This is a genomic window from Piscinibacter gummiphilus (genome assembly GCF_032681285.1).
GTDB classification, from domain to species: Bacteria; Pseudomonadota; Gammaproteobacteria; order Burkholderiales; family Burkholderiaceae_C; genus Rhizobacter; species Rhizobacter gummiphilus_A.
The window spans coordinates 2565419-2588599 of sequence record NZ_CP136336.1 but is presented as its reverse complement, the minus strand read 5'-3'; the positions used below and the strand labels follow the sequence as shown (position 1 = coordinate 2588599).

At 64.7% G+C, this 23181-nt stretch carries 27 protein-coding genes and 1 tRNA gene; 19 read left to right on the top strand and 9 right to left on the bottom strand.

All coding sequences use genetic code 11. The annotated features are described in order from the left end of the window. Positions 1–13: 13 nt before the first annotated feature. The 6 genes from typA to rimP all read right to left on the bottom strand — a co-directional run bounded on the left by typA (position 14) and on the right by rimP (position 8174). Positions 14–1843 (bottom strand): translational GTPase TypA, encoded by a 1830-nt coding sequence (typA, locus tag RXV79_RS12160; protein ID WP_316703671.1) that lies wholly within the window; start codon positions 1841–1843, stop codon positions 14–16. Continuing rightward, positions 1840–2796 (bottom strand): tRNA pseudouridine(55) synthase TruB, encoded by a 957-nt coding sequence (gene truB, locus RXV79_RS12155; RefSeq protein ID WP_316703670.1) that lies wholly within the window; start codon positions 2794–2796, stop codon positions 1840–1842. Before truB ends, typA begins: the two co-directional genes overlap by 4 nt. Before the next feature lie 6 nt (positions 2797–2802). Further along, positions 2803–3168 carry a 30S ribosome-binding factor RbfA gene (rbfA, locus tag RXV79_RS12150; protein ID WP_296719269.1) on the bottom strand — a complete coding sequence of 122 codons (366 nt, stop codon included), beginning with the start codon at positions 3166–3168 and terminating at the stop codon, positions 2803–2805. Positions 3169–3251: 83 nt separating this feature from the next. Then, the gene (gene infB, locus RXV79_RS12145) at positions 3252–6089 is read right to left on the bottom strand and encodes a translation initiation factor IF-2 (protein ID WP_316703669.1); all 2838 of its coding nucleotides are present in this window, start codon (positions 6087–6089) and stop codon (positions 3252–3254) included. Between the two features lie 67 nt (positions 6090–6156). Beyond that, positions 6157–7635: a transcription termination factor NusA gene (gene nusA, locus RXV79_RS12140; protein ID WP_296719275.1), complete on the bottom strand. Its 1479-nt coding sequence runs from the start codon at positions 7633–7635 to the stop codon at positions 6157–6159. Then, entirely contained in the window at positions 7632–8174 is a 543-nt protein-coding gene (gene rimP, locus RXV79_RS12135; RefSeq protein WP_316703668.1) for a ribosome maturation factor RimP, read from the bottom strand. The genes nusA and rimP overlap by 4 nt, the downstream gene beginning before the upstream one ends. A 258-nt stretch (positions 8175–8432) precedes the next feature. Between rimP and fabI the strand changes: the two genes are divergently transcribed. Beyond that, the gene (gene fabI / locus RXV79_RS12130) at positions 8433–9215 is read left to right on the top strand and encodes an enoyl-ACP reductase FabI (protein ID WP_316703667.1); all 783 of its coding nucleotides are present in this window, start codon (positions 8433–8435) and stop codon (positions 9213–9215) included. Here the strand turns inward: fabI and RXV79_RS12125 are convergent, their stop codons facing one another. Further along, positions 9216–10190, bottom strand: a complete 975-nt coding sequence (locus tag RXV79_RS12125) for a glucokinase (RefSeq protein WP_316703666.1) — start codon at positions 10188–10190, stop codon at positions 9216–9218. It abuts the gene before it with no gap. Next, positions 10183–12444, bottom strand: coding sequence for an Orn/Lys/Arg family decarboxylase (locus RXV79_RS12120; RefSeq protein WP_316703664.1), 2262 nt, complete (start codon positions 12442–12444; stop codon positions 10183–10185). The genes RXV79_RS12125 and RXV79_RS12120 overlap by 8 nt, the downstream gene beginning before the upstream one ends. Positions 12445–12540: 96 nt before the next feature. Between RXV79_RS12120 and RXV79_RS12115 the strand changes: the two genes are divergently transcribed. From RXV79_RS12115 to RXV79_RS12035, 18 genes are all read left to right on the top strand, one after another. After that, on the top strand, positions 12541–12981 hold the full coding sequence (locus RXV79_RS12115) for an NfeD family protein (RefSeq protein ID WP_316703663.1): 441 nt from the start codon (positions 12541–12543) through the stop codon (positions 12979–12981). 14 nt (positions 12982–12995) lie between these two features. Next, a complete protein-coding gene (locus RXV79_RS12110; protein ID WP_296719295.1) occupies positions 12996–13907 on the top strand; it encodes an SPFH domain-containing protein in 912 nt (303 codons plus the stop codon). Positions 13908–13930: 23 nt separating this feature from the next. Beyond that, positions 13931–14021 (top strand) — tRNA-Ser (locus tag RXV79_RS12105). A 164-nt stretch (positions 14022–14185) separates the two neighbouring features. Further along, a complete protein-coding gene (locus RXV79_RS12100; RefSeq protein WP_316703662.1) occupies positions 14186–15397 on the top strand; it encodes a tyrosine-type recombinase/integrase in 1212 nt (403 codons plus the stop codon). A 331-nt stretch (positions 15398–15728) separates the two neighbouring features. Continuing rightward, positions 15729–16145 (top strand): hypothetical protein, encoded by a 417-nt coding sequence (locus RXV79_RS12095; RefSeq protein WP_316703661.1) that lies wholly within the window; start codon positions 15729–15731, stop codon positions 16143–16145. Further along, positions 16138–16473 carry a hypothetical protein gene (locus tag RXV79_RS12090; RefSeq protein WP_316703660.1) on the top strand — a complete coding sequence of 112 codons (336 nt, stop codon included), beginning with the start codon at positions 16138–16140 and terminating at the stop codon, positions 16471–16473. The genes RXV79_RS12095 and RXV79_RS12090 overlap by 8 nt, the downstream gene beginning before the upstream one ends. A gap of 13 nt (positions 16474–16486) precedes the next feature. Next, on the top strand, positions 16487–17023 hold the full coding sequence (locus RXV79_RS12085) for an HNH endonuclease (RefSeq protein WP_316703659.1): 537 nt from the start codon (positions 16487–16489) through the stop codon (positions 17021–17023). Positions 17024–17125: 102 nt separating this feature from the next. Beyond that, positions 17126–17767, top strand: a complete 642-nt coding sequence (locus RXV79_RS28160; protein ID WP_413816697.1) for a hypothetical protein — start codon at positions 17126–17128, stop codon at positions 17765–17767. A gap of 142 nt (positions 17768–17909) precedes the next feature. Further along, on the top strand, positions 17910–18128 hold the full coding sequence (locus RXV79_RS12080; protein WP_316703658.1) for a DNA-binding protein: 219 nt from the start codon (positions 17910–17912) through the stop codon (positions 18126–18128). A gap of 8 nt (positions 18129–18136) precedes the next feature. After that, positions 18137–18373 carry a helix-turn-helix transcriptional regulator gene (locus tag RXV79_RS12075; protein ID WP_316703657.1) on the top strand — a complete coding sequence of 79 codons (237 nt, stop codon included), beginning with the start codon at positions 18137–18139 and terminating at the stop codon, positions 18371–18373. Next, entirely contained in the window at positions 18370–18576 is a 207-nt protein-coding gene (locus RXV79_RS12070; protein WP_316703656.1) for a hypothetical protein, read from the top strand. The genes RXV79_RS12075 and RXV79_RS12070 overlap by 4 nt, the downstream gene beginning before the upstream one ends. Then, positions 18573–19442 carry a hypothetical protein gene (locus RXV79_RS12065; protein ID WP_316703655.1) on the top strand — a complete coding sequence of 290 codons (870 nt, stop codon included), beginning with the start codon at positions 18573–18575 and terminating at the stop codon, positions 19440–19442. Before RXV79_RS12070 ends, RXV79_RS12065 begins: the two co-directional genes overlap by 4 nt. Further along, the gene (locus RXV79_RS12060; protein WP_316703654.1) at positions 19442–20773 is read left to right on the top strand and encodes a replicative DNA helicase; all 1332 of its coding nucleotides are present in this window, start codon (positions 19442–19444) and stop codon (positions 20771–20773) included. The genes RXV79_RS12065 and RXV79_RS12060 overlap by 1 nt, the downstream gene beginning before the upstream one ends. After that, positions 20770–21057 (top strand): hypothetical protein, encoded by a 288-nt coding sequence (locus RXV79_RS12055; RefSeq protein ID WP_316703653.1) that lies wholly within the window; start codon positions 20770–20772, stop codon positions 21055–21057. The genes RXV79_RS12060 and RXV79_RS12055 overlap by 4 nt, the downstream gene beginning before the upstream one ends. A gap of 318 nt (positions 21058–21375) precedes the next feature. Then, entirely contained in the window at positions 21376–21846 is a 471-nt protein-coding gene (locus RXV79_RS12050) for a DUF2280 domain-containing protein (protein ID WP_316703652.1), read from the top strand. Positions 21847–21971: 125 nt separating this feature from the next. Continuing rightward, positions 21972–22214: a hypothetical protein gene (locus tag RXV79_RS12045; protein ID WP_316703651.1), complete on the top strand. Its 243-nt coding sequence runs from the start codon at positions 21972–21974 to the stop codon at positions 22212–22214. Then, on the top strand, positions 22207–22581 hold the full coding sequence (locus RXV79_RS12040) for a hypothetical protein (protein ID WP_316703650.1): 375 nt from the start codon (positions 22207–22209) through the stop codon (positions 22579–22581). Before RXV79_RS12045 ends, RXV79_RS12040 begins: the two co-directional genes overlap by 8 nt. After that, positions 22541–22936 carry a hypothetical protein gene (locus tag RXV79_RS12035; protein ID WP_316703649.1) on the top strand — a complete coding sequence of 132 codons (396 nt, stop codon included), beginning with the start codon at positions 22541–22543 and terminating at the stop codon, positions 22934–22936. Before RXV79_RS12040 ends, RXV79_RS12035 begins: the two co-directional genes overlap by 41 nt. Positions 22937–22955: 19 nt before the next feature. Here the strand turns inward: RXV79_RS12035 and RXV79_RS12030 are convergent, their stop codons facing one another. After that, positions 22956–23144, bottom strand: a complete 189-nt coding sequence (locus RXV79_RS12030; protein WP_316703648.1) for a hypothetical protein — start codon at positions 23142–23144, stop codon at positions 22956–22958. Positions 23145–23181: the final 37 nt, after the last annotated feature.

The window sequence follows — 23181 nt, the reverse complement described above, 5'->3', positions numbered from 1 at the left end:
TCAAGCCAGGGCTTTAAGCCGCCTCACGCGAAGCACGCTTGCGCTCGTGTTCCTTGAGGTGGCGCTTGCGCACACGGATCGACTTGGGCGTGATCTCGACCAGCTCGTCGTCGTCGATGAACTCCACGCCGTATTCGAGCGTGAGGTCGATCGGCGGCGTGATCTTGATCGCGTCTTCCTTGCCCGACACGCGGAAGTTGGTGAGCTGCTTCGTGCGGGTCGCGTTCACGACGAGGTCGTTGTCGCGGTTGTGGATGCCGACAATCATGCCCTCGTACACCGGGTCGTTCGCCTTCACGAACATGCGGCCACGGTCGTCGAGCTTGCCCAGGGCGTAGGTGAAGATTTCACCGTCGTCCATGGAGATCAGCACGCCGTTCTTGCGGCCACCGATGTCGCCCTTGTGCGGCTCGTAGCCGTCGAAGATGTTGCTGATGAGGCCCGAGCCGCGGGTCAGGTTCATGAACTCGTTGGAGAAGCCGATGAGGCCACGCGCCGGGATGCGGTACTCGAGGCGCACGCGGCCACGGCCGTCCGGCTCCATGTTGACCATCTCCCCCTTGCGCTCGCCGAGGGCCTGCATCACGCCGCCCTGGTGCTGCTCTTCCACGTCGGCGGTGACGAGCTCGATCGGCTCGCACTTCACGCCGTCGATGTCCTTGAAGACCACGCGCGGCTTGCTCACGGCGAGCTCGTAGCCTTCGCGGCGCATGTTTTCCAGGAGGATGGTCAGGTGCAGTTCGCCGCGGCCCGAGACTTCGAAGATGCCGTCTTCTTCGGTCTCTTTCACGCGCAAGGCGACGTTGTGCTGCAGTTCCTTCTGCAGGCGGTCCCAGATCTGGCGGCTGGTCACGAACTTGCCTTCGCGGCCGGCCAGCGGGCTCGTGTTGACGCAGAAGTTCATCGTGAGCGTCGGCTCGTCGACCTTCAGCATCGGCAGCGGGGCCGGGTCGGTGGGGCTGGTGACGGTGACGCCGATGCCGATGTCTTCGATGCCGTTGATCAGCACGATGTCACCGGGGCCGGCTTCAGTGGTCTGCATGCGGTCCAGGCCCTGGAAGGTCAGCACCTGGTTGATGCGGCCCTTGGTGGCCTTGCCGTCCGGGCCTTCCATCACGAGCACGTCCATTGCGGGCTTGATCGTGCCCTGGCTGATGCGACCCACGCCGATGCGGCCGACGAAGCTCGAGAAGTCGAGCGCCGAGATCTGCAGTTGCAGAGGGGCATTCGGGTCGCCGGCGTTCGGCGGCACGTGCTTCAGGATGGTGTCGAAGAGCGCCGACATGTCGGGGCCCCACTGCTCACCAGGGGCGCCCTCGGTCAGGGAGCTCCAGCCGTTGATGCCGGAGGCATAGACCACGGGAAAGTCGAGCTGCTCGTCGCTGGCGCCAAGCTTGTCGAAGAGGTCGAAGGCGGCGTTGATGACCGCATCGGGCTTCGCGCCGGGCTTGTCGACCTTGTTCACCACGACGATGGGCTTGAGGCCCAGCGCCAGCGCCTTCTTGGTCACGAAGCGCGTCTGCGGCATCGGGCCTTCCTGTGCATCGATCAGCAGCACCACGCCGTCGACCATCGACAGCGCGCGCTCCACCTCGCCGCCGAAGTCGGCGTGACCCGGGGTGTCGACGATGTTGATGTGGGTGCCCTGCCAGCTCACCGCGCAGTTCTTGGCGAGGATGGTGATGCCACGCTCGCGTTCGATGGCGTTGTTGTCCATCACGGTGTCGACCACTTTTTCGTGCTCGGCAAAGGTACCCGACTGGCGGAGCAGCTGGTCCACCATGGTGGTCTTGCCATGGTCGACGTGGGCGATGATGGCGATGTTGCGGATCTGTCTTGTCATGTGAAGCTCTCTTGCGCAGGATGGGTGTTGAGGAGGCCCTGCACCTCCAGCGGACTCAGGAGCCGCGTTGAAATCAGTTCACCGGCGGTGATGTGGCCGCTGCCCAGAAAAGCCTGGGGCTGCGGGCCGTAGACACGCACCTGTTTGGTGTCGGCGAGCGGTGTGCGGCGGCGCACGCCACTCAGGAAACGGCCGGCGTCTTCGTCGTTCAGGCGCACCAGCGGACAGTCGGCCAGCAGCGTGTCGGCGGGTTGCAGCAGCGCATCGCGCTCGGCTTCGGTCTTGGCTGCCAATTGTTCCAGGGTCACGGCGCCCGTGAGCGTCAGCGGGCCGCTGCCGGTGCGGCGCAATGCGGACAAATGCGCGCCGCAGCCAAGCGCCTCGCCGATGTCTTCGGCGAGCGTTCGGATGTAGGTGCCCTTGCTGCAGCGGACGTCGATCACGAGGCGGTCATGCTGCCAGTCGAGGATGTCGATGCTGTGAATCGTGACGCTACGGGCTTCGCGCTCGACTTCCTGGCCGGCGCGGGCGTATTCGTAGAGGGCCTTGCCGTCCTTCTTCAGCGCTGAGTGCATTGGCGGCACTTGGTCGATGGCGCCGGTGAAGCGGCGGCAGGCGCTCTCGATCTGTTCACGGGTGACAGCGACTTCGCGGGTCTTCGTGACCTCGCCTTCAGCGTCGGCCGTCGTCGTGGTTTCGCCAAGTTTCAGCGTGGCGGTGTAGCGCTTGTCGGCGTCGAGGCTCACCTGCGAGAACTTGGTGGCGGCGCCGAAGCACAAGGGCAACAGCCCGGTCGCCAGCGGGTCGAGCGTGCCGGTATGGCCGGCCTTCTCGGCTCGGTAGAGGCGCTTGGCCTTCTGCAATGCGTCGTTGCTCGACAGGCCAAGCGGCTTGTCGAGCAGCAGCACGCCGTGGACGGCGCGCTTGGGGATGCGGACGCGTTGCGGCTGCATGGCAGGTCAGTCTTCCTTGGCCCGCGTGGAGTTCGCCTGCTGGATGAGCGCACTCAGCTCGGCCGCACGCTCGGTGGTGCGGTCGAACTGGAAATGCAGCGTGGGCACGGTGTGGATCTGCAGGCGTTTGAAGAGGCCGTTGCGCAGGAAGCCGGCCGCTTCGTTGAGCGCGGCTTCGCACTCGGCCACGTCACCGACCAGCACCGAGAAGAACACCTTGGCATGCGCGTAGTCGGGCGACACCTCGACCGCCTGCAGCGTGACCATGCCGATGCGCGGATCCTTCAGCTCGCGGATCAGCTCCGACAGATCGCGCTGGATCTGGTCGGCAATGCGGAAGCCTCGGTTGGGAATGGATCGTTTGTGTCGCATCGGGGTACTCCTTTGTCGGGCCCCTCAAAAACAAACCCCGCCTTGTTGCGGGCGGGGTTTGCGTTCGAGGCCAACTCCGCGCCTTACAGCGTTCGGGCAACCTCTTTGAGTTCGAAGAACTCGAGCTGGTCGCCTTCCTTGATGTCGTTGTAGTTCTTGAGCTTGATACCGCACTCGAACCCAGCCGCCACCTCGCGCACGTCGTCCTTGAGCCGGCGTACCGATTCGACTTCGCCGGTGTAGACGACCACGTTCTCGCGCAGCAGGCGGAAGCGCGCGTTTCTGCGCACGACGCCAGCCGTGACCATCGAGCCCGCGACCGTGCCGATCTTGGAAGCGACAAACACCGTGCGGATCTCGGCCGTGCCGATGACTTCTTCGCGCTGCTCGGGCGCCAGCATGCCGGTCATCGCCGCCTTCACGTCATCGACGGCGTCGTAGATGATGTTGTAGTAGCGGATGTCGACGCCGTTGTGCTCGGCCAGCTTGCGCGCACCGGCATCGGCGCGCGTGTTGAACCCGATGAGCACTGCCTTCGAGGCAATGGCAAGGTTGATGTCGGACTCGCTGATGCCACCCACCGCGGCGTGCACGATCTGCACCTTGACCTCGCTGGTCGAGAGCTTGAGCAGCGACTGCGCCAGCGCTTCCTGCGAACCCTGAACGTCGGCCTTGATGATGAGCGGCAGGGTCTGCGCCTGGCCTTCGCCCATGTTCTCGAACATGTTCTCGAGCTTGGCAGCCTGCTGCTTGGCGAGCTTCACGTCGCGGTACTTGCCCTGGCGGAAGGTCGCAATTTCGCGCGCACGGCGCTCGTCGCTCAACACCATGAACTCGTCACCGGCCTGCGGCACGTCGGTCAGGCCCTGGATCTCCACCGGCAATGACGGGCCGGCTTCGGTCGCGTTCTTGCCGTTTTCGTCCAGCATGGCGCGCACGCGGCCGTAGGTCGAGCCGGCCAGCACCACGTCGCCACGCTTGAGCGTGCCCGACTGCACTAGCACGGTGGCCACCGGGCCACGGCCCTTGTCGAGTTGTGCTTCGATCACGAGGCCCTTGGCAGGAGCGTCCTTGGCTGCCTTGAGTTCCAGCACTTCGGCCTGCAGCAGCACCTGTTCCAGCAGAGCGTCGATGCCCTGGCCGGTCTTGGCCGACACCGGCACGAACGGGGAATCGCCGCCGAATTCTTCAGGCACGACTTCCTCGGCCACGAGTTCGCTCTTCACGCGCTCGGGGTTGGCTTCGGGCTTGTCGATCTTGTTCATGGCCACGACGATGGGCACGCCCGCCGCCTTGGCATGGTGGATGGCTTCCTTCGTCTGCGGCATCACGCCGTCGTCGGCCGCGACCACCAGGATCACGATGTCGGTGGCCTTGGCGCCGCGGGCACGCATGGCGGTGAACGCCGCGTGGCCGGGAGTGTCGAGGAAGGTGATCATGCCGCGCGGCGTGTCGACGTGATAAGCGCCGATGTGCTGCGTGATGCCGCCCGCTTCACCCGCAGCCACGCGGGCACGGCGGATGTAGTCGAGCAGCGAGGTCTTGCCGTGGTCGACGTGGCCCATGACGGTCACCACCGGCGCGCGCGCCAGCTGCTCGTATTGCGCCTCGACGGCTTCTTCCTCGAGGAAGGCATCGGGGTCGTCGAGCTTCGCGGCAAACGCCTTGTGGCCCATTTCCTCGACGAGGATCATGGCCGTCTCCTGGTCGAGCTGCTGGTTGATGGTGACCATCTGACCCAGCTTCATCATCTGCTTGATGACCTCGGACGCCTTGACCGACATCTTGTGTGCGAGATCAGCCACGCTGATGGTCTCGGGCACGTGCACTTCCTGCACCTGCTGCTCGACCGGCGCGACAAACGTCGACTGACCCGAATCGCCACGGTCGCCACGACGGCCACTGCGCGGAGCACGCCAGCCCGGGCGCGCGCTGGCGCCGGCCGGTGCATCGCTGCGACCCTTGACGGCGCCACGCTTCTTGGCGGCATCGTCGGCCCAGCTGGACGACAGCTTCTCCGACTTAACGGACTTCTTGTCGCCCGGCTTGGCCGCAGTGCCGGGTGCCGGCGCAGCGCCAGGGGCCGCGGTCGGCTTGTGGATGGTGCCCTTGATGCCTTCCTTGGCCGCTTCCGGCTTCGGCTCTGGCGGCTTGGCCTGCAGCACCCTCTTCGGCGCATTCATCATGGCGCGGATGGCCATCGCCTCGTCTTCGGCAGCCTTGCGGCGCTTGGCCAAGTCCTCTGCGCGCTTCTTTTCTTCGTCCACCACGTCGGCGGCCTTGACCACGCGCAGTGCGGGCTTGGCAGGCTCGGCCGGAGCAGCAGGTGCCGGGGCAGGCGCAGGCTCGGGAGCCGGTGCGGCCTTGCCGGCGGCAGCGGTCGCCTTGGCGGCCTCGGCGGCTTCAGCCGCAGCCTTGGCAGCGGCTTCAGCGGCCTCGCGGGCACGCTGCTCGGCAGCTTCGCGCTCGCGCTGCTCCTGTTCTTCACGCAGGCGGCGCTTCTCGGCCAGCTCGGCTTCCTGGCGACGCAGGAGCTCGGCCTGAGCATCGGCTTCGGCCTGGCGGCGGGCGAGTTCTTCCTCGCTCACCACGGGTGCGGCCGGCTCCTCGGGGGCAGCCTCGTCGCGCTTGACGAAGGTGCGCTTCTTGCGCACTTCGACCTGGATGGTGCGCGCCTTGCCGCTGGCATCGGCCTGCTTGATTTCGCTCGTCGACTTGCGCGTCAGCGTGATCTTCTTGCGCTCGGCGCCGGCCGTGCCGTGCGAAGTGCGCAGGAAGTCGAGCAACCGCTCCTTGTCGGATTCGGTCAGCGCGTCTTCGGTCGATTTCTTGGCGACGCCGGCCGATTGGAGCTGCTCGAGCAGCGCCGCGGCGGAGCGGTTCAGCTCGGCGGCCAACTGGGCAACGGTGGTCACAGCCATTGTGGAATTCCTTGCGTGGGTCTTGCGGTGCTGCTGCGGTCGGTGGGCGGGCGTTCGGTCGAGGCGATCAGGTGGTGAACCAGTGTTCACGCGCCTTCATGATCAGCGCCTTGGCTTCGTCTTCGCCCACACCCGTCATGTCGGTGAGTTCGTCGACGGCCAGATCGGCCAGATCGTCGCGGGTGTGCACGCCACCGTCGGCGAGCTTGGCGATGAGCTGCGGCGTGAGGCCGTCGAGGTCTTTCAGGTTCTGCGAGACATCGTCGACCTTCTCTTCACGCACGATCTCCATCGTGAGCAGCGCATCCTTGGCACGGGTGCGCAGCTCGTTGACGGTGTCTTCGTCGAAGCCTTCGATCTCCAGCATTTCCTGCATGGGCACGTAGGCCACTTCTTCCAGACTGCTGAAACCTTCGGCGATGAGGATGTCGGCCACTTCGGCGTCGACGTCGAGCTTCTCGACGAAGAGCGTGCGCACCGCATCGCTCTCCTCGTTCTGCTTCGCCTGCGACTCTTCGGCGGTCATGATGTTGATGCGCCAGCCGGTCATCTCGGAGGCGAGGCGCACGTTCTGGCCACCGCGGCCGATGGCGATCGCAAGGTTCTCCTCGTCGACCACCACGTCCATCGCATGGCGCTCTTCATCGACCACGATCGACTGCACGTTGGCCGGGGCCAGCGCACCGATCACAAATTGGGCCGGATCTTCGGACCACAAGACGATGTCGACACGTTCGCCGGCCAGTTCGTTGGTCACGGCATTGACGCGCGAGCCGCGCACGCCGACGCAGGTACCGATGGGGTCGACACGCTTGTCATGCGAAATCACGGCGATCTTGGCGCGCGAGCCCGGGTCGCGGGCGCAGCTCTTGATCTCGAGCAGGCCCTGTTCGATCTCGGGCACTTCCTGGCCGAAGAGTTCGATCATGAAACCGGGGGCGCTGCGCGACAGCATGATCTGCGGGCCACGCAGGGTCGGGTCGACGCCGGTGATGAAGGCACGCACCCGGTCGCCGGAGCGCAGGTTCTCCTTAGGGATCATCTCGCTGCGCTTGAGGCGCCCTTCGACACGGCCCGACTCGACGATGATGTCGCCCTTGTCGAGGCGCTTGACGGTGCCGACGAAGATCTTCTCGCCACGGGCGAGGAAGTCGTTCAGCAGCTGCTCGCGCTCGGCGTCGCGGATCTTCTGCAGGATCACCTGCTTGGCGGCTTGCGCACCGATGCGGCCGATGGTCACCGACTCGACCGGCTCCTCGATGTAGTCGTCGACCTCGATGTCGGGGATCTGCTCCTGCGCTTCGAACAGCAGGATCTCGGAGTCAGGCAGTTGCAGGCCGGCCTCGTTGGGCACCACGTGCCAACGGCGGAAGGTCTCGTAGTCGCCGCTCTCGCGATCGATGGTGACGCGGATGTCGACCTCGCCGCCATGCAGCTTCTTGCTGGCCGAAGCGAGGGCGGCCTCGACGGCGTTGAACACGACTTCGCGATCCACGCTCTTTTCGCGCGAGATGGCGTCCACCAGCATCAGCAGTTCACGATTCATTGCTTGTGATCTCCGTCTACTTCATCAGCCGTCGCCGCGTTGCCCACGTCGGATTCAGTGGCCGGCAGAAAACGCCGGCCCTTGAAGTCCAGTTGGGGCACCAGGCGGGCCTCCTTTACTTCTTGGAGCGAAAAATCCAGGGCCGTCTCGGTCTTGCCGTCGGGGAAGACCAGGCGCCACCCTTCCGGTAGCGCCTCGAGCGTGCCCTTGTAGTGCTTGCGGCCCTTGAACGCGACCTTCAAGGCCAGGTCGATTTCCTGGCCTACGAAACGCTCGTAGTCGGCCTGCTTCTTCAGCGGCCGATCGAGACCAGGCGACGAAACTTCCAGCCGCTCGTAGGCACAACCCTCGACCTCGAGCACATGCTGCAGCTGGCGCGTGACCTTCTCGCAATCTTCGACGACGATGAACTCACCCGCGGGGTCATTCGCCACCCGGTCGATGTAGACGCGCAGCAGCCCCTTGGCGCTGCGTTCGCAGTCCACGAGCTCGTAACCGAGGCCGGTTACGGTACTTTCAACAACAGCTTGCCAGTTCAACTTGCGTCAGCGTTCAGGGTCAAAGGCTTCAAAAAGCGCGAAGCAAAAAAAAAGGGCTGGAAGAATCCGCCCATGCAGTTTTCTTGCGAAAAGCGCATTGTAGCGGGCAGTGCGGGTACCGGCAAGACCTTGGGTTGTCAAGTCTGCAGGTTTTGCAGGGCTGCCAAGGAGTTGTCGCGTTCGCTCGCCCTGGGAGTGAGGCCCGGCCTGCGTGCCAGAATCGCCCCCTGACTTTTTTCTCAACAGTGCGGAGACAGCATGGGATTCCTGGCCGGTAAACGTTTCTTGATCACCGGAGTGCTCAACAACCGCTCCATCGCCTATGGGATCGCCCGCGCCTGCCACCGGGAAGGTGCCGAGCTGGCGTTCAGCCACGTCGGCGATCGTTTCAAGGAGCGCGTGACCGAGTACGCCGCCGAATTCGGCTCGAAGCTGGTGTTCGACTGCGACGTGGGCAACGACGAGCAGATCGAGTCGACTTTCAAGGGCCTCGCCGAAGCCTGGGGCCAGTACGACGGCTTCGTGCACTCCATCGGCTTCGCCCCGCGTGAAGCCATCGCCGGCAACTTCCTCGACGGGCTGACCCGCGAGAACTACCGCATCGCCCACGACATCTCGGCCTACAGTTTCCCGGCGATGGCCAAGGCCGCCGTGCCGCACCTGCGCCCCGGCGCCGCCCTGCTGACGCTCACCTACCTCGGCGCCGTGCGTTACGTGCCCAACTACAACACGATGGGTCTGGCCAAGGCCTCGCTCGAGTCCAGCGTGCGCTACCTCGCCCAGGCGCTGGGCGACAAGGGCATCCGCGTGAACGGCATCTCGGCTGGGCCGATCAAGACGCTCGCCGCCTCGGGCATCAAGGACTTCGGCAAGCTGCAAGCCGAGTTCGCCGCCGCAGCACCGATCCGCCGCAACGTGACGATCGACGATGTTGGCAACGCCGCAGCCTTCCTGCTGTCGGACCTGGCCGCCGGCATCAGCGCCGAGATCACCTACGTCGACGGCGGTTTCAGCCAGGTGATGGGCGGCGGCGAAGGCTGATCAGAGCTCGTCCAGCGCCCGCGAGGCACCCGCCAGCGCGGGCGACTGCTTGGCCACGATCACGTACACCGGGATCGCCGCCATGTAGTCGCGGTAGCGGCCCTTCTGCTCGAAGGCCGCCCGGAAGCCCGAACGTGCAATGCGGTCGCCACCGAGCCTCGGCAGGATCCCGCCGCCAACATACACGCCACCCAGAGCGCCCAGCGACAACGCCAGGTTTCCGGCCACCGTCCCCAGCATGCTCAGGAAGAGCGCGAGGGACTCCACCGCCTGCGTGTTGCTGCCGCCAATCGCCGAATCACTGACCTCAGCCGCCGTGCTCAGGCTGGCGTTGGCGCCGTCCAATCCGCACAAGGCTTGGTACAAGTTGACGAGCCCCGGCCCCGACAGGGCCCGCTCGGCAGACGCATGACCGAAACGGTCGCGCAGCGCACGCGTGACCGCCTCTTCCCGATCATTCGTCGGCGACAGCGTCACGTGCCCGCCCTCACCCATGATCGGCACCAGCCCGCCGCCACGCGGCGCGGGCAGGAGCCCTGACACGCCGAGCCCCGTTCCGGGCCCCAGCAAGGCGACCGGCGCGCCCGCCTTCGGCGCACCGCCACCCACCTGCACCAGGTCTTCGGCCGGCAGGCTGGGCAAGGACAAGGCCAGCGCCGTGAAGTCGTTGATGACCAGCAGCCGCTTCACTCCGAGCGCGCGCTCCAGGGCCGAGATCGAGAACGACCAATGGTGATTCGTCATCTTCACTTCGTCGCCCACGAGCGGCGTGGCGATGCCGATGCTGCACGAATGCGGCACGGGCTTGCCCTGCTCCTTCAGGTAGTGCTGGAGCGCCGCCAGCAGCGAGACGTAGTCCTTGCACGGATAGGTGCAGACGGATTCGATCAACTGGCCCGGGGCGGCCTGCCACGCAAACCGCGCGTTGGTGCCGCCCACATCGCCCAGCAGCCGGGGGTAGGAAGACTCACTCATCGCGCACACAGTCCACGTAGTAGCAATGGGTGCCCGCATCGCCGTCTTCCTCGACGAGGCCATGCACGTCGGTGTCGAAGCCGGGGAACTGGGCATTGAACGCGCGGGTGAAGCGCAGGTAGTCGACGATCTTGCTGTTGAATCGCTCTCCCGGGATCAGCAGCGGGATGCCCGGCGGATACGGCGTGACGAGCGAGGCGGTGATGCGCCCTTCCAGATCGTCGATCGCCACCCGTTCGGTCTGGCCGTGGGCGATGCGCGCAAAGGCATCGCTCGGCTTCATTGCCGGGTGCAGGTTCGACAGGTACATCTCCGTCGTGAGGCGCGCGATGTCGCTCTTGGCATACGCCTCGTGGATGGCCTGGCTCAGGTCCTTCAGGCCCATGCGCTCGTAGCGGGGGTGCTGCGCCACGAATTCGGGCAGCACACGCCACAGCGGCGCGTTCCGGTCGTAGTCGTCCTTGAACTGCTGCAGCGCGGTGAGCAGCGTGTTCCAGCGGCCCTTGGTGATGCCGATGGTGAACATGATGAAGAACGAGTACAGGCCCGTCTTCTCGACCACCACGCCGTGCTCGGCGAGGAACTTGGTGACGATGCTCGCCGGGATCCCCGTCTTGGCGAACTTGCCCGACATGTCGAGCCCCGGCGTGATGATCGTGCTCTTGATCGGGTCGAGCATGTTGAAGTCATCGGCCAGGTCGCCGAAGCCATGCCACTTCTCACCGGCCTTGAGCATCCAGTCGGAGCTGGTGCCGATGCCCGACGTCGCGAGCTTCTCCGGGCCCCAGACCTTGAACCACCAGTCCTTGCCGTACTCCTTGTCGACCTTGCGCATGGCGCGCCGGAAGTCGAGCGACTCCTGGATGCTTTCTTCCACCAGCGCATGGCCGCCTGGCGCTTCCATCATGGCCGCCGCCACGTCGCAGCTCGCGATGATCGCGTACTGCGGGCTCGTGGAGCTGTGCATGAGGTAGGCCTCGTTAAAGAGGTGGCGGTTGAGCTTGCGGGTCTGAGAATCTTGCACCAGCACCTGCGAGGCCTGGCTGATGCCGGCGAGCAGCTTGTGCGTCGACTGCGTGGCGAACACCAGCTGATCTTTCGGACGCTGGCGCGCGCGGCCCATCGCGTGATACGTGCTGTAGAAGGTGTGGAAGGCGGCGTGCGGGAGCCAGGCCTCGTCGAAGTGCAGCGTGTCGATGTAGCCGTCGAGCGAGTGCTTGATGGTCTCGGTGTTGTAGAGCACGCCGTCGTAGGTGCTCTGCGTGAGCGTCAGGATCCGCGGCTTGACCTTCTTCGGATCCACGCCAGCCAGCAGCGGGTTGGCGGCGATCTTCTGCTGGATGGCTTCTTTCGAGAACTCGCTCTCGGGAATGGGCCCGATGATCCCGTAGTGGTTGCGCGTGGGCCGCAGGAACACCGGCACCGCGCCCGTCATGATGATCGCGTGCAGGATGGACTTGTGGCAGTTGCGGTCGACCACCACCACGTCGCCCGGCGCCACCGCGTGGTGCCACACCATCTTGTTGCTGGTGCTGGTGCCGTTGGTCACGAAGAAGCAGTGATCGGCGTTGAAGATGCGAGCCGCGTTGCGCTCACTGGCCGCGATGGGGCCGGTGTGGTCGAGCAGCTGGCCGAGCTCGTCGACGCTGTTGCACACGTCGGCGCGCAGCATGTTCTCGCCGAAGAACTGGTGGAACATCTGGCCCACCGGGCTCTTGAGGAACGCGACGCCACCCGAGTGGCCGGGGCAGTGCCAGGAGTACGAGCCGTCCTGTGCGTAGTCAACCAGCGCGCGGAAGAACGGCGGCGCCAGCCCGTCGAGATACGACTTGGCCTCGCGGATGATGTGGCGCGCCACGAACTCCGGCGTGTCCTCGAACATGTGGATAAAGCCATGCAACTCGCGCAGCACATCGTTGGGCAGGTGCTGCGAGGTACGCGTCTCGCCGTAGAGGTAGATCGGGATCTCGGCGTTCTTGAAGCGGATCTCCTGGATGAACTTGCGCAGGTTCAGCACCGCGGGGTCGAGCTCCGGGCCACCGGCGAACTCTTCGTCGTCGATCGACAGGATGAAGGCGCTCGCCCGGCTCTGCTGCTGCGCGAACTGCGCGAGGTCACCGTAGCTCGTGGCGCCGAGCACCTCGAAGCCTTCCTTCTCGATGGCCTGCGCCAGCGCCCGGATGCCGAGGCCTGAGGTGTTCTCGGACCGATAGTCCTCGTCGATGATCACGATGGGAAAACGAAAGCGCAGCATGGCAACCCCGGGGAGGCAACTTTGGAAAAGCGCGAAGTGTAGAACCAGGATGCGACGGGAATACACTGCCCCGTCAACAACCTTCCTGGAGGAGGAATGGACCTTTCAACGGCAACGTTCTGGTGGGTCTTGGCCGGTGTGGCCGTGGCCGCAGAGCTGACCACCGGAACCTTCTACCTTTTGATGATCGCGCTCGGCCTGGCTGCCGGAGCCGTGTCAGCGCACCTCGGCCTGTCGGCGAGCCTGCAGATCACAATCGCCGCGGTCGTCGCCGGAGGCGCCACCGCGCTGTGGCACTGGCGGCGCATGAAACTCCCGAGGTCTGCCCCCGTGGCCGAGAACCGCGACGTCAACCTCGACATCGGCGAACGCGTGCAGGTCGACGCCTGGGGCAGCGACCGCACCACGCGCGTCAGCTATCGCGGCACGCTCTGGACCGCCCGCCTGGTCCCCGACAGCCCTGCCCACCCCGGCCCGCACCTCGTCAAGGCCGTCGAAGGCAACTGGCTGGTGCTCGCCCCCGCTTCACCCCACTGAGAAGGCCCTCGCCCATGGAAATCGCCCTCATCCTGGCGGTCATCGCCGTCATCTTCATCGTCCGCACCTTCAAGATCGTGCCCCAGCAGCACGCCTGGGTGGTCGAGCGCCTCGGCAAATACGACCGCACGCTCACCCCGGGCCTGAAGTTCGTCGTGCCCTTCATCGAGCGTGTGGCCTACAAGCACTCTCTGAAGGAAGTGCCGCTCGACGTGCCGAGCCAGGTCTGCATCACCCGCGACAACACGCAGTTGCAGGTCGACGGGATCATCTACTTCCAGGTGACCGACCCGATGCGCGCAAGCTACGGCTCGAGCAACTACATCATGGCCATCACCCAGCTCGCACAGACGCTGCTGCGTTCAGTGATCGGCAAGATGGAGCTCGACAAGACCTTCGAGGAGCGCGACGCGATCAACTCTTCCGTCGTCAACGCACTCGACGAGGCCGCCGCCAACTGGGGCGTGAAGGTGCTGCGCTACGAGATCAAGGACCTGACCCCGCCCGCCGAAATCCTGCGCGCGATGCAGGCGCAGATCACCGCCGAGCGCGAGAAGCGCGCGCTGATCGCCGCCTCCGAAGGCCGCAAGCAGGAGCAGATCAACATCGCGACGGGCGAGCGCGAAGCCTTCATCGCCCGCTCCGAAGGCCAGCGCCAGGCCGACATCAACCAGGCCCAGGGTGAAGCCGCTGCCATCGTGGCCGTGGCCGATGCGACAGCCGATGCCATTCGCAAGGTGGCGCAGGCGATCCAGTCACCGGGCGGTGAGCAGGCGGTGCAGTTGAAAGTGGCCGAGAAGGCCGTCGAGGCCTTCGCTCAGCTGGCGCAGAAGAACAACACGATGATCGTGCCCGGCAACATGAGCGAAGTCGCCGCGCTGATCTCGACGTCGATGGCGCTCATCAAGCAGAAGACACCAGTTTGAGTCGGCTAGAATCCGCCGCTTCCGGAGAGGTGGATGAGCGGTTTAAGTCGCACGCCTGGAAAGCGTGTGAGGGTTAATAGCCCTCCGCGGGTTCGAATCCCGCCCTCTCCGCCAGGGATACATATCAGGACCGCTCAGGTCCTATCAAAACGGGCCGCAAGGGCTCGTTTTTACTGGGCGAGTTCCTATCAGGACCGCTCATGCGCGGTTTTGACAGCTCACGAACTGCGGGGGTAGATTTCCAGCGCCATACCCCTGGCGCTGCCGGAACTACCCCCATGCCCCTCACTGACACTGCGATCCGCAACGCAAAGCCGGCGGCCAAGCCGCTCAAGATGTTCGATGCGTCCGGCCTCTTCTTGCTTGTGCAGCCCACGGGCTCAAAGCTGTGGCGCTTCAAGTACCGATTCGGTGGAAAAGAGAAGCTGCTAGCGCTGGGCGCCTATCCTGAGGTGGGTCTCAAAGACGCCCGCACTCGACGCGATCGCGCGCGCCAGCAGGTGGCCGAGGGCGAGGATCCTGGTCAGCTGCGGAAGATCGACAAGCTCTTGCGCCGCACGGCGACTGATCACTCTTTCGAAAGCGTCGCTCGAGCCTGGTGGCAGAACTGGAAGGCGAACAAGACCGAGCGCCACGCCGAGCAGGTGCTTCGCCGACTTGAGGCGGACGTTTTCCCGGATCTGGGCACCCTTCCCCTCTCGACTATCACAGCACCAATGCTGCTATCGGTTTGCCTCAAAGTTCAGAACCGCGGCGCGGCCGACATCGCAAAGCGTGCCTACCAGGGGTGCAGCCAAATTTTCCGCTATGCGATAGCACATGGTCTGACCGATCGAAATCCAGCTGCAGACGTGCGCCCTTCCGATGCGCTGCTCCCCACCCGCAAGGTGAACCATGCGCGGCTCGATGCCAAGGATGTGCCCGAGCTGCTCAGGCGCATCGACGCCTACGACGGCTCCCCGCTGACGCGATGCGCGCTCAAGCTCATGGCGCTCACCTTCGTGCGAACAACCGAGCTCATCGGCGCTCGCTGGTCTGAGATAGACGTCGACGCGAAGCAATGGCGCATCCCGGCCGAGCGGATGAAGAAGCGCCGGCCACACATCGTGCCGCTGTCTCGCCAGGCGCTGGCCGTCGTCGCCGAGCTTCAGACATTCCGGAATCTGAGCGAGATGGTGTTTCCCGGCGAGCGTGACCACGAAAAGCCGATGAGCAACAACACCATCCTGTACGCGCTCTATCGCATGGGCTATCACTCTCGAATGACGGGGCACGGCTTCCGCGGAGTCGCCTCGACCATCCTTCATGAGCTCGGTTACCGCCACGACCTCATCGAATTGCAGCTGGCCCACCAAGAGCAGAACGAGGTGTCGGCCGCCTACAACCACGCGACCTATGTCCCCCAACGAGCCAAGATGATGCAGGACTGGGCTGATCACCTCGATGGCCTGCGCGCCAGTCCTCAAGTTCAACCCCTGAAAGCAGCGTGAGCCGCTTGCGCGACTTTTGATTTCGGTATTACCATATAGACATGAGCAAACCACCTGATGGCCGCGGAGGTGCTGGGCGCGGTCAAGGCCGCAAACCACTACCGGAAGGAGAAGCGATGGTGCCTGTCACCTTAAAGATGAGGCCGGCTCAGCGCGACAAGCTGCAGCGCCTCGGCGGCGCGACATGGGTGCGTGATCGCATCGACAAAGCAAAGGACCCCGAGGTTTGATTTCTCGGCGCCTCAGCGACCTGAGGCAAGCGGCGGAACCGCGAGGTGCAACTCGCGGCCCGCCTGACCACAACGCACAAACCGTGAAAGGACCGTGCACTATGGCTAAGCGAACTGTAAAGGGCGCAGATCATTCCAAAGCTTGGAACGATCTCGAGCTCGAAGCAATGGATGCCGTGGCGATGGCGAGTGAGGCCGTAGCCATCCTTGAAACGCAGCTCATGGTCCTATGCGATGACGTTGCATATGGCGCCTTTGATCTGATGAAGGTGGCCCACGACAAAGCCGATCAAGCGTTTAGGGCGCTTCGTCCTGGCGCGACTGGCGCAACCGATGCATTCGAGGCGGCCTCGTGCAAGTTGGCAGTTGCAGCTTCGGTTCTATATGTAGTTGCAGAGGACAAGGACCAGCAGGTGCTTTGGGGCGTGTATCGCCTCATGGAGTTGGCGCGCGACAAAGTCAATGACGTAGTCCTTAGGAAGTTGGCCACGCTAGAACGGGAGAGTCACCATGCCTAAGTCCGACCGCCCGGCGAAGAATGAAGTGCCGATGCGCGGCAATGTCGTGCCGCTTCGGGTCGTGCCGCAGCAGGCATCCGGCATGCCAGTCATGTCTCGCGCTGCGCAGCAAACCGTGCTGGCACTTAGAGAACTTCTCGATCAAGCCTTAGCGGGCGAGCTGGAAGGCCTGGCGTGGGTCGAGGTACGTCAACACAGAAACTATTCGGTCTACGTGGCCGGGGAGTGTGCCGACAGTCCGACCTTTACGAGGGGAGTTGTCAGCGTCCTCGGCGACGTACTTGGACGACATATCGCGCTAGGCGACCCGTTGCCTATTCGTGGGTAGAGGGGTTAGCAACATGAGCCTCCTCTATCGCCCGCTCTATGGCGGTCCATTCGGCCGCGATGGGCGCTTCGCCCTCGCAACTCAGCCATGCCTTCAGAATGGCCTGCATGCGGTCCGCTTCATGGTGATCGACGACAGCGGCGGCGTGCTGAGCATTGCCTTCGACAAGCTGCAGGCCCTTTCGAGCGCGCGACGTGTCCTGTGCCTTGCCAGCCCACCCGCGGCCAACGACGACCAATGGGAGCAGCCAGGGCTCTGGCCAGACAACGAGCTCCCGGTCTCACGCCCGGACAAAGCCAAGGCTGTGTCTCGTCGCCGTCGCGAGATCTTCGGGCGCAGCGAAGGACGTTGCCACTACTGCACCACACCCCTCACGCTCAATGGGAAGTGGCATATCGAGCACATGCTGCCAAAGGCACTGGGCGGCGGTGACAGCGCCATCAACTTGGTTGCGGCCTGCCCGGCATGCAACCTTGCCAAGAGCGACAGGTCGGCGCTCGAATTCGTCGCGGCCCTCGCCCTTGACCAGCCGAAGGACGGGCAAAGATGAAGGCTCAAGGGGTAGCCCCAGGGGGCTGCGTGCAGATCCTGCGTCGCCGCGCCCAACGCTGGCGCGCTGCCCTGCACATCTTTCGCATCCCTGTTGAGCAGCATGCATAGCGTTCCGACCTGGAAGCATCTGTCGACCTGCGGCGTTTCGTATGAGGGGTCGACCGAGCTGCTGCGCTCCATTGATCAAGCTCGCGCCGACGCAGAGAGGGCGGGAGCTGCGTTCGACTTCGCGATGACAGCGCTCGCGCTCGCCACGGCGGTTGCGACGGCAAGATCGCAGGTAGGAAATTCTTTGCGCCCCCTGTCAGACGCGCGCAGGTTCTTGTCTGCGCAGGCTGAGCCAGCCAGCGGCCAGGAGACAGTTGCTGCGCAGATCCCCGACGTCAGGACCTCTCTCGATCGCATCAAGCAGATCCAACTTCAGGAAGCATTTGAATTGGCCCGATCAGCCGAGCTGGGCAGGCTGAGTGCTGCTGAGCAGTTCGAGGGACGGCGATTCGCCGCCGGGGGGGTTGCGTCGACGCCAGCCGCGCCAGGTGCCGCTGTGCGGCGGCTCACCTGCGACCAGGAGACCGACATCCGGGTCCGCCTTAGCCGCGGGGAATCGAAGGCCTCATTGGCCCGGAAGTTTGGTGTTTCGCGCCCAACGATCTCGCTGTATGAGGCAGGGGGCGATCGCGGGACAGTCCACCCGCCGAGCGACCCGTTTGGCCGCACCTCTCCCAAGCGCGCAAAGAAGTGAAACCCCTTGCAGGGGTTGCAGCGGCGTGAGGCTAGAACCCGCATGAAATAAGGCTTCCCCGCGGACGGAACACATCGTCTTGCGTGCAACCGGGGTTGCAGCCCGACAGTTTCGCCATCTCAACGAATCGAAAGATTCAGACATGGCTACCAACTGTGCGCCACCACCGCTCGATCGGGAGCAGCGGGCCAACCTGCCGACCGCTGATGCTGCCTTTCACCTGAACCGCTCGGCTCAGACGCTGCGCCTCTGGGCCTGCAAAGCCATCGGGCCGATCAAGCCAGTTCGCGTCCACGGCCGCCTGCTGTGGCCGACGGCCGAGCTGCGCCGGGTTCTGGGCATTCCGCCTATCCAGCAGTGAGGCCGAATATGAGATCAGTCACGCCGCTGCAGGCGAATCCTGCGATTGATGTCGCTCAGCCTCGACGCTGGATACGCGTCAAGGAGTTGGCGAAGACCCTCACCGCTTCAGAGCCGACCGTCTGGCGCTGGGCCCGGGAGAAGCGGATTCCCGCACCCGTGAAACTCGGTCCTCGCCTCACCGCTTGGGACAGCAACGCCATCGACGCATGGATGGCCAAGAAGGCCTCGGAGGCTTCTGCATGAGCAGCGATCGCACCAACGAAACGACCGACTCCAAGACCTGGTCCACGCTCGCCGCGAAGGCAGCTCTGCGCGGCTGGCAGCTCTGGCGCTCCGACGCCGCTGACGGCCCGCAGCGCTTCTTCCTGGCCCGTTGGGGAAACGTGCGCGTGCTCGCGGACCTCGGCGAAGTCGAGCGCGTCCTTGAGCAGATGGGGGTGGCGTGAAAAGCGTTCGCCCTCCAGCCGAAGGCATCTATCGCCGAGTGACCGTGCGGATGTACGGCGACGAGCGATTCATGCGCCTCACGCCCTTGCAGCCATCTGGGCAGGCCCTGTGGCTGTACCTCCTCACCGGCCCGCACACGGGGCCCATTCCCGGCGTCTTCCAAGTCGGCCGCGCCGCCCTGGCCGAGACCCTTGGATGGGACGGCGAAGCCTTCGCCAAAGCCTTTGCCGAAGTTTTGCGCGAAGCGCTGGTGGAGTTCGACGAAAAGACTCGTTTGTGGTTTATCCCGAACGCCATCAAACACAACATGCCGCCGAATCCCAACGTCGTGAAGTCGTGGCGTTCGTACTGGAATTTGCTCCCGGAATGCCCCATGCGGGGCCGAATCCAAGCGCATCTGCAGGCCGCTCTGACAGAGGTGAGCGACGCCTTTGGAAAGGCTTTCCAAGAGGCTTGCGGGAAGCCTTTCGAGACTCCATCGGCGAAGCCTCCCACGAAGGGTATGGCGAAACAGGAAGCAGGAAGCAGGAAGCAGGAAACACTCTCTGCGCACGTGTCGCAGACCCCCCTGTTTGACCGCTTCTGGCAGGCCTACCCGAAGAAAAAGGCTAGGCCTTCGGCGCTCAAAGCCTTTACGAGGCGCAAGCCGACGCCCGAGCTGGTCGACCGGATGGTCGCGGCGATCGAAGAGCAGCGCGCGACCGATGAGTGGCAGCGCGATGGCGGGCAGTTCATTCCCTACCCAGCTTCGTGGCTCAACGACGAGCGATGGATGGACGAAGCCCCCGAGCGCGGCCGGAACGGAGCGCGGCACCGCCCAGCCGGAGAACTTCGCGCTGATCATCAGTTTCGCTCGGAGGCGTGATGGACCCGCAACGCGTCCCCTTTGACGAGCAGGCGGAGCAGTCCGTGCTCGGCGTGGCCCTCAGCTTTTCCGATGCGATCGATGGCATGGCCGGCGCGCCGCTTAAGCCCGAGCACTTCTTCCGCCAGGCGCACCGACTCATCTGGGCCGCCATCTCAGCCCTGAGCGCGCAGCGGGTTCCCGTCGACGTCATCGCCGTCAATTCGCACCTAGTCGAGCGCGGTCAGGCGGAAGCTGCGGGCGGCATTGCCTACCTCACGGCGCTGGCGCAGAGCGTCCCGAGCTCGCGGAACCTCCAGCGCTACGCCCAAACCGTTCGGGACCGGGCGCTGCGCCGCTCGCTGGTCGAGGCCGCGGAGGCCGCGCAGCAAATCGCCCTGCAGCCCGGCGATGGGCTGGAGAAGCTGGAGGAGGTCATCTCGCTCTTCACGGCTCTCCAGCGGTCCAGCGGCGTCGCGCGTGAGCCGGTCAGCATCGGCGATGCCCTGCTGCAGCGCTCGGCCCACTGGGAAGCACTCGAGAACGGCACCGCGCTCCCGGGCATGCCCACGCACCTCCCGACTCTCGACAGCGCTCTAGGAGGCGGCCTGAAACCCGGAATGGTGCTGACGCTCGCGGCGAGGCCCAGCGTCGGCAAGACGAGCCTCGCGCTGCAGATTCTGCTCAATGTGGCGGCCGACGGCGAGCCGGTGCTCCTGTTCAGCCAGGAGATGCTGGCCGGCGATCTGGCGGACCGTGCCGCGTCTAACCTGGGACGGGTCAACCTTGGCAGGGTGATCACGGGCAAGCTCGCAGATGGCGACTGGGGCCGGCTCAGCGAGGCCGCAGAGCGTGGTAGCAGACTGCCGGTCTACATCGACGATCGGCCCGCCCTCAGTCTGCTCGAGCTGCGCGCAACGGCGCGGCACATGAAACAGGCTCACGGCATCAAGGTCGTGGCGGTGGACTACCTGCAGCTGTGCGCGAGCGCTGGCGGCAAGGAGAGCCGCCACCACCAGATCGAAGCGATCAGCCGAGGGCTCAAGCAGTTGGCCAAGGAGTTGAGTGTCTGCGTGCTCGTGCTATCGCAGATCAACCGGCAGGCCGCGAACAGGGCCGACGGTGAGCCCCTTCTGTCAGACCTCAAAGAGTCGGGAGCGATCGAGGAGGATGCCGACACCGTGATGCTGTTGCACCCGAAGGACGACCTCCCAGACGGCTCCCAGCTCATCGCTGCGATCCTGGCGAAAAACCGGCAGGGTCGCCGCGGGCGCATCGCACTCGCCTTCCAAGGGGGTACGCAACAGTGGTCCGAGTCCACCGTCGACCTTTCTCACGGAGGCGGAACATGAACTTCAGGCACCGGCAGCGGCAGCAAACGGCGACGCCCTCCCCGATCAGTGAACTGGCCGCCGTCCGCGCCCGCTTCGATGGCGCCCGGCCCGCGGCAGATCAGCTGGACTGGGCCCGCACTCTGCGGACCATGGAACGGGGTGGCGCCCGGCTGTCTGCCTTCCAGCGGCAAGCTTGGCGCGCAGCGCTCGCCCAGGCGGCTGCAGGGTGCGGTGTGGCTGACCAGCAAGCCTCCGAACGTCGGAGCGCGCGCCAGGCAGACGATGGAAGCGAGCAGGCGTGATGGCAAGCCGTACCCCCATCGGGCTCCCCAAGGCGTTCCATCGAAGCCCTCGCGCAATGGAAACGACGCATGCGTTTCGAAATGAGCTTCGAAACAAATTTCCGCGCAGTCGGCCGATTTCCGCACATCGCGTCAAAAGCGGGGGCGGGCGAAACCTCCACCAGGGCAACAAGTTGCCTCCGCTTGCTCAAGTGGCCGAGGCCACTGTGAGGGTGAATTTCCGCTCATTGCCAGCCGAGTTTCTGAACATTGTGAACACGTAGCGCGCCCGTCCGCTGCCTAGCATTTCCTTGACAGGACTTAGACGGATTCGACCAGATGCCTCAACTTTCAGCAGAGATCAAGCTGCACATCGTCAGGGCACTCGCGTGCTACGAGACGCCGAGCCAAGTCAGCCGCAGCATCAAGGAGCTCTTTGGCGTCGACGTCCCACGTCAGCACGTTGGCCGATACGACCCAACTGCGTCAGGCTCGGACGTGAGTGCGAAGTGGCGAGCGGTCTTCGACGCAGCTCGTGCGGCGCATCACTCGGATCTCCACGAGATCCCGATCTCTCACCGGGCCTATCGGCTCCGCGCCCTCCAGCGTGAGTTGATCAAAGCCGAGGAGCGAGGCAACACGCAGATGGTGATGAAGGTCCTAGAGATTGCCGCGAAGGAGGTAGGCGGCGTGTACACCGGACGCCGCGAAGTGACAGGGCCTGGCGGCACGCCACTCTCCCATCAGATGCTGGGTGTGAGCTCAGTGGAACTCGCCGCGGCGGTGCGCGCAGCGCGTAACGCGGGCTAAGCGATGTTGATCGCCTCCGTAGACTGGCAACACCCGCCGCTGTGCGTCGGGGGGTCTTCCTCGGGGCTTCTGCCCCTTCAGCCCTCGCGCGTTTGCCGAGGGCTTTTTCTTGGCGCAGCGAAACCATGAGCACGTTCCTTGAGCTTCAGGAAGGCTCGCCCGCCCGAGATCTGATGGCCGCCATCGTTCAAGCTGGCGACGCCTTGCAAGAACACTCGGCGCTACTGCCGCCCGTCTTCGCCGAAGCGATGTTCAATGCCTTGTGCGCGTCGGCAGCTTTGGTGCTTCAAGCCCATGCGTGCAGCGAGCGATACACGGAGGCGGCGATCGAGGCTGCGCGGCACCCAGGCAGGCGCGGCCATGGATGACCGATCGGCCGCGGTCCTGTCGGAGATGCTCGACCTGACCGGCGAAGAGACGACGCGCCGCTTCGTCCAGCAGATCGGCCATCGCGCCGCGTTGCGAGACCTGGAGCACCTGATCGCGGTCCGCGCGGCGTTGCAGATGCTGGAGGCCAGCATGCCGCGCGTCCGAGTCTGTGGTCGCTTGGTGGCGCAAGGAATGTCCGAGCGAACCGCGTACCGCGTAATTAGCGCAGCGTTGGATCTCGGGCCGCGAAGTTCTGCCATTTCAGGCCCTGAGTTGGCAAACGGCCTCCGCAGCATTGATGAATCCCAACAAGGCGAGTTCACCAATGCCACTGACCGAAGAGACCCTCAGGACGAAACTGGCTGATCTGCGGGCACGTGCGGCCGCCGTCGGCCTCAAGTCGGCACAGCATGCAGCTTCTGCTGCCGAAGCTGCTCATGAGGATGCGAAGCAAGCCTTCCGCGGGCGTCAACTGAATGACCAGGAGCGCCAGGAGGCAACCGATCGACTGAACCAGACTGGCCAAGCGGCGACGAATGCACGCTACATCCTCAACAGCGCAGCCTCGAAGGATCGAGAACTGAGGCCCGAGATCGACCGGCTTGCCCGTTTGCTCGGCGGGAAGGACCGCGCCGCAGCGGCGGTTCAGCGCACGAGCGTGGCTGACGAGCTCGTCGCATCTGCCAGCCGGCGGATGAGCCGTTGCCGCTCGATGCGGTGATGGAACTGGTCAGGCGTCGCTAAGCCAGCTCGGGCATCTGGTTCCAGTCCACCGGCACCTCGTGCAGAAACTTCCTCAGAGCGATGCCGGGTGTGTCGTTCCCCCACGCCATGTAGAGCTCCTGCGCGATCTCTAGCGCGCCTTTGTCATCGAGCAGAGGCGCCCATGCCTTGAGGCCCTTAGCGGCTTGTTCCAGCCATTCGTTCATCCCGCCCTCCTTGTTGGTGGCGGGATTGTTCGACCGG

What these genes read in the sequence shown, in the direction of transcription:
- RXV79_RS12075 (WP_316703657.1), top strand. Translation starts at nt 18,137, where the DNA reads ATGAGATCAGTCACGCCGCTGCAGGCGAATCCTGCGATTGATGTCGCT.
- truB (WP_316703670.1), bottom strand. Translation starts at nt 2,796, where the DNA reads ATGCAGCCGCAACGCGTCCGCATCCCCAAGCGCGCCGTCCACGGCGTG.
- typA (WP_316703671.1), bottom strand. Translation starts at nt 1,843, where the DNA reads ATGACAAGACAGATCCGCAACATCGCCATCATCGCCCACGTCGACCAT.
- RXV79_RS12090 (WP_316703660.1), top strand. Translation starts at nt 16,138, where the DNA reads ATGCCTAAGTCCGACCGCCCGGCGAAGAATGAAGTGCCGATGCGCGGC.
- RXV79_RS28160 (WP_413816697.1), top strand. Translation starts at nt 17,126, where the DNA reads ATGCATAGCGTTCCGACCTGGAAGCATCTGTCGACCTGCGGCGTTTCG.
- RXV79_RS12080 (WP_316703658.1), top strand. Translation starts at nt 17,910, where the DNA reads ATGGCTACCAACTGTGCGCCACCACCGCTCGATCGGGAGCAGCGGGCC.
- RXV79_RS12120 (WP_316703664.1), bottom strand. Translation starts at nt 12,444, where the DNA reads ATGCTGCGCTTTCGTTTTCCCATCGTGATCATCGACGAGGACTATCGG.
- RXV79_RS12055 (WP_316703653.1), top strand. Translation starts at nt 20,770, where the DNA reads ATGAACTTCAGGCACCGGCAGCGGCAGCAAACGGCGACGCCCTCCCCG.
- RXV79_RS12070 (WP_316703656.1), top strand. Translation starts at nt 18,370, where the DNA reads ATGAGCAGCGATCGCACCAACGAAACGACCGACTCCAAGACCTGGTCC.
- RXV79_RS12095 (WP_316703661.1), top strand. Translation starts at nt 15,729, where the DNA reads ATGGCTAAGCGAACTGTAAAGGGCGCAGATCATTCCAAAGCTTGGAAC.
- RXV79_RS12040 (WP_316703650.1), top strand. Translation starts at nt 22,207, where the DNA reads ATGGATGACCGATCGGCCGCGGTCCTGTCGGAGATGCTCGACCTGACC.
- RXV79_RS12045 (WP_316703651.1), top strand. Translation starts at nt 21,972, where the DNA reads ATGAGCACGTTCCTTGAGCTTCAGGAAGGCTCGCCCGCCCGAGATCTG.
- RXV79_RS12035 (WP_316703649.1), top strand. Translation starts at nt 22,541, where the DNA reads ATGCCACTGACCGAAGAGACCCTCAGGACGAAACTGGCTGATCTGCGG.
- RXV79_RS12125 (WP_316703666.1), bottom strand. Translation starts at nt 10,190, where the DNA reads ATGAGTGAGTCTTCCTACCCCCGGCTGCTGGGCGATGTGGGCGGCACC.
- infB (WP_316703669.1), bottom strand. Translation starts at nt 6,089, where the DNA reads ATGGCTGTGACCACCGTTGCCCAGTTGGCCGCCGAGCTGAACCGCTCC.
- RXV79_RS12110 (WP_296719295.1), top strand. Translation starts at nt 12,996, where the DNA reads ATGGAAATCGCCCTCATCCTGGCGGTCATCGCCGTCATCTTCATCGTC.
- RXV79_RS12115 (WP_316703663.1), top strand. Translation starts at nt 12,541, where the DNA reads ATGGACCTTTCAACGGCAACGTTCTGGTGGGTCTTGGCCGGTGTGGCC.
- RXV79_RS12030 (WP_316703648.1), bottom strand. Translation starts at nt 23,144, where the DNA reads ATGAACGAATGGCTGGAACAAGCCGCTAAGGGCCTCAAGGCATGGGCG.
- RXV79_RS12100 (WP_316703662.1), top strand. Translation starts at nt 14,186, where the DNA reads ATGCCCCTCACTGACACTGCGATCCGCAACGCAAAGCCGGCGGCCAAG.
- RXV79_RS12050 (WP_316703652.1), top strand. Translation starts at nt 21,376, where the DNA reads ATGCCTCAACTTTCAGCAGAGATCAAGCTGCACATCGTCAGGGCACTC.
- rbfA (WP_296719269.1), bottom strand. Translation starts at nt 3,168, where the DNA reads ATGCGACACAAACGATCCATTCCCAACCGAGGCTTCCGCATTGCCGAC.
- RXV79_RS12085 (WP_316703659.1), top strand. Translation starts at nt 16,487, where the DNA reads ATGAGCCTCCTCTATCGCCCGCTCTATGGCGGTCCATTCGGCCGCGAT.
- nusA (WP_296719275.1), bottom strand. Translation starts at nt 7,635, where the DNA reads ATGAATCGTGAACTGCTGATGCTGGTGGACGCCATCTCGCGCGAAAAG.
- RXV79_RS12060 (WP_316703654.1), top strand. Translation starts at nt 19,442, where the DNA reads ATGGACCCGCAACGCGTCCCCTTTGACGAGCAGGCGGAGCAGTCCGTG.
- fabI (WP_316703667.1), top strand. Translation starts at nt 8,433, where the DNA reads ATGGGATTCCTGGCCGGTAAACGTTTCTTGATCACCGGAGTGCTCAAC.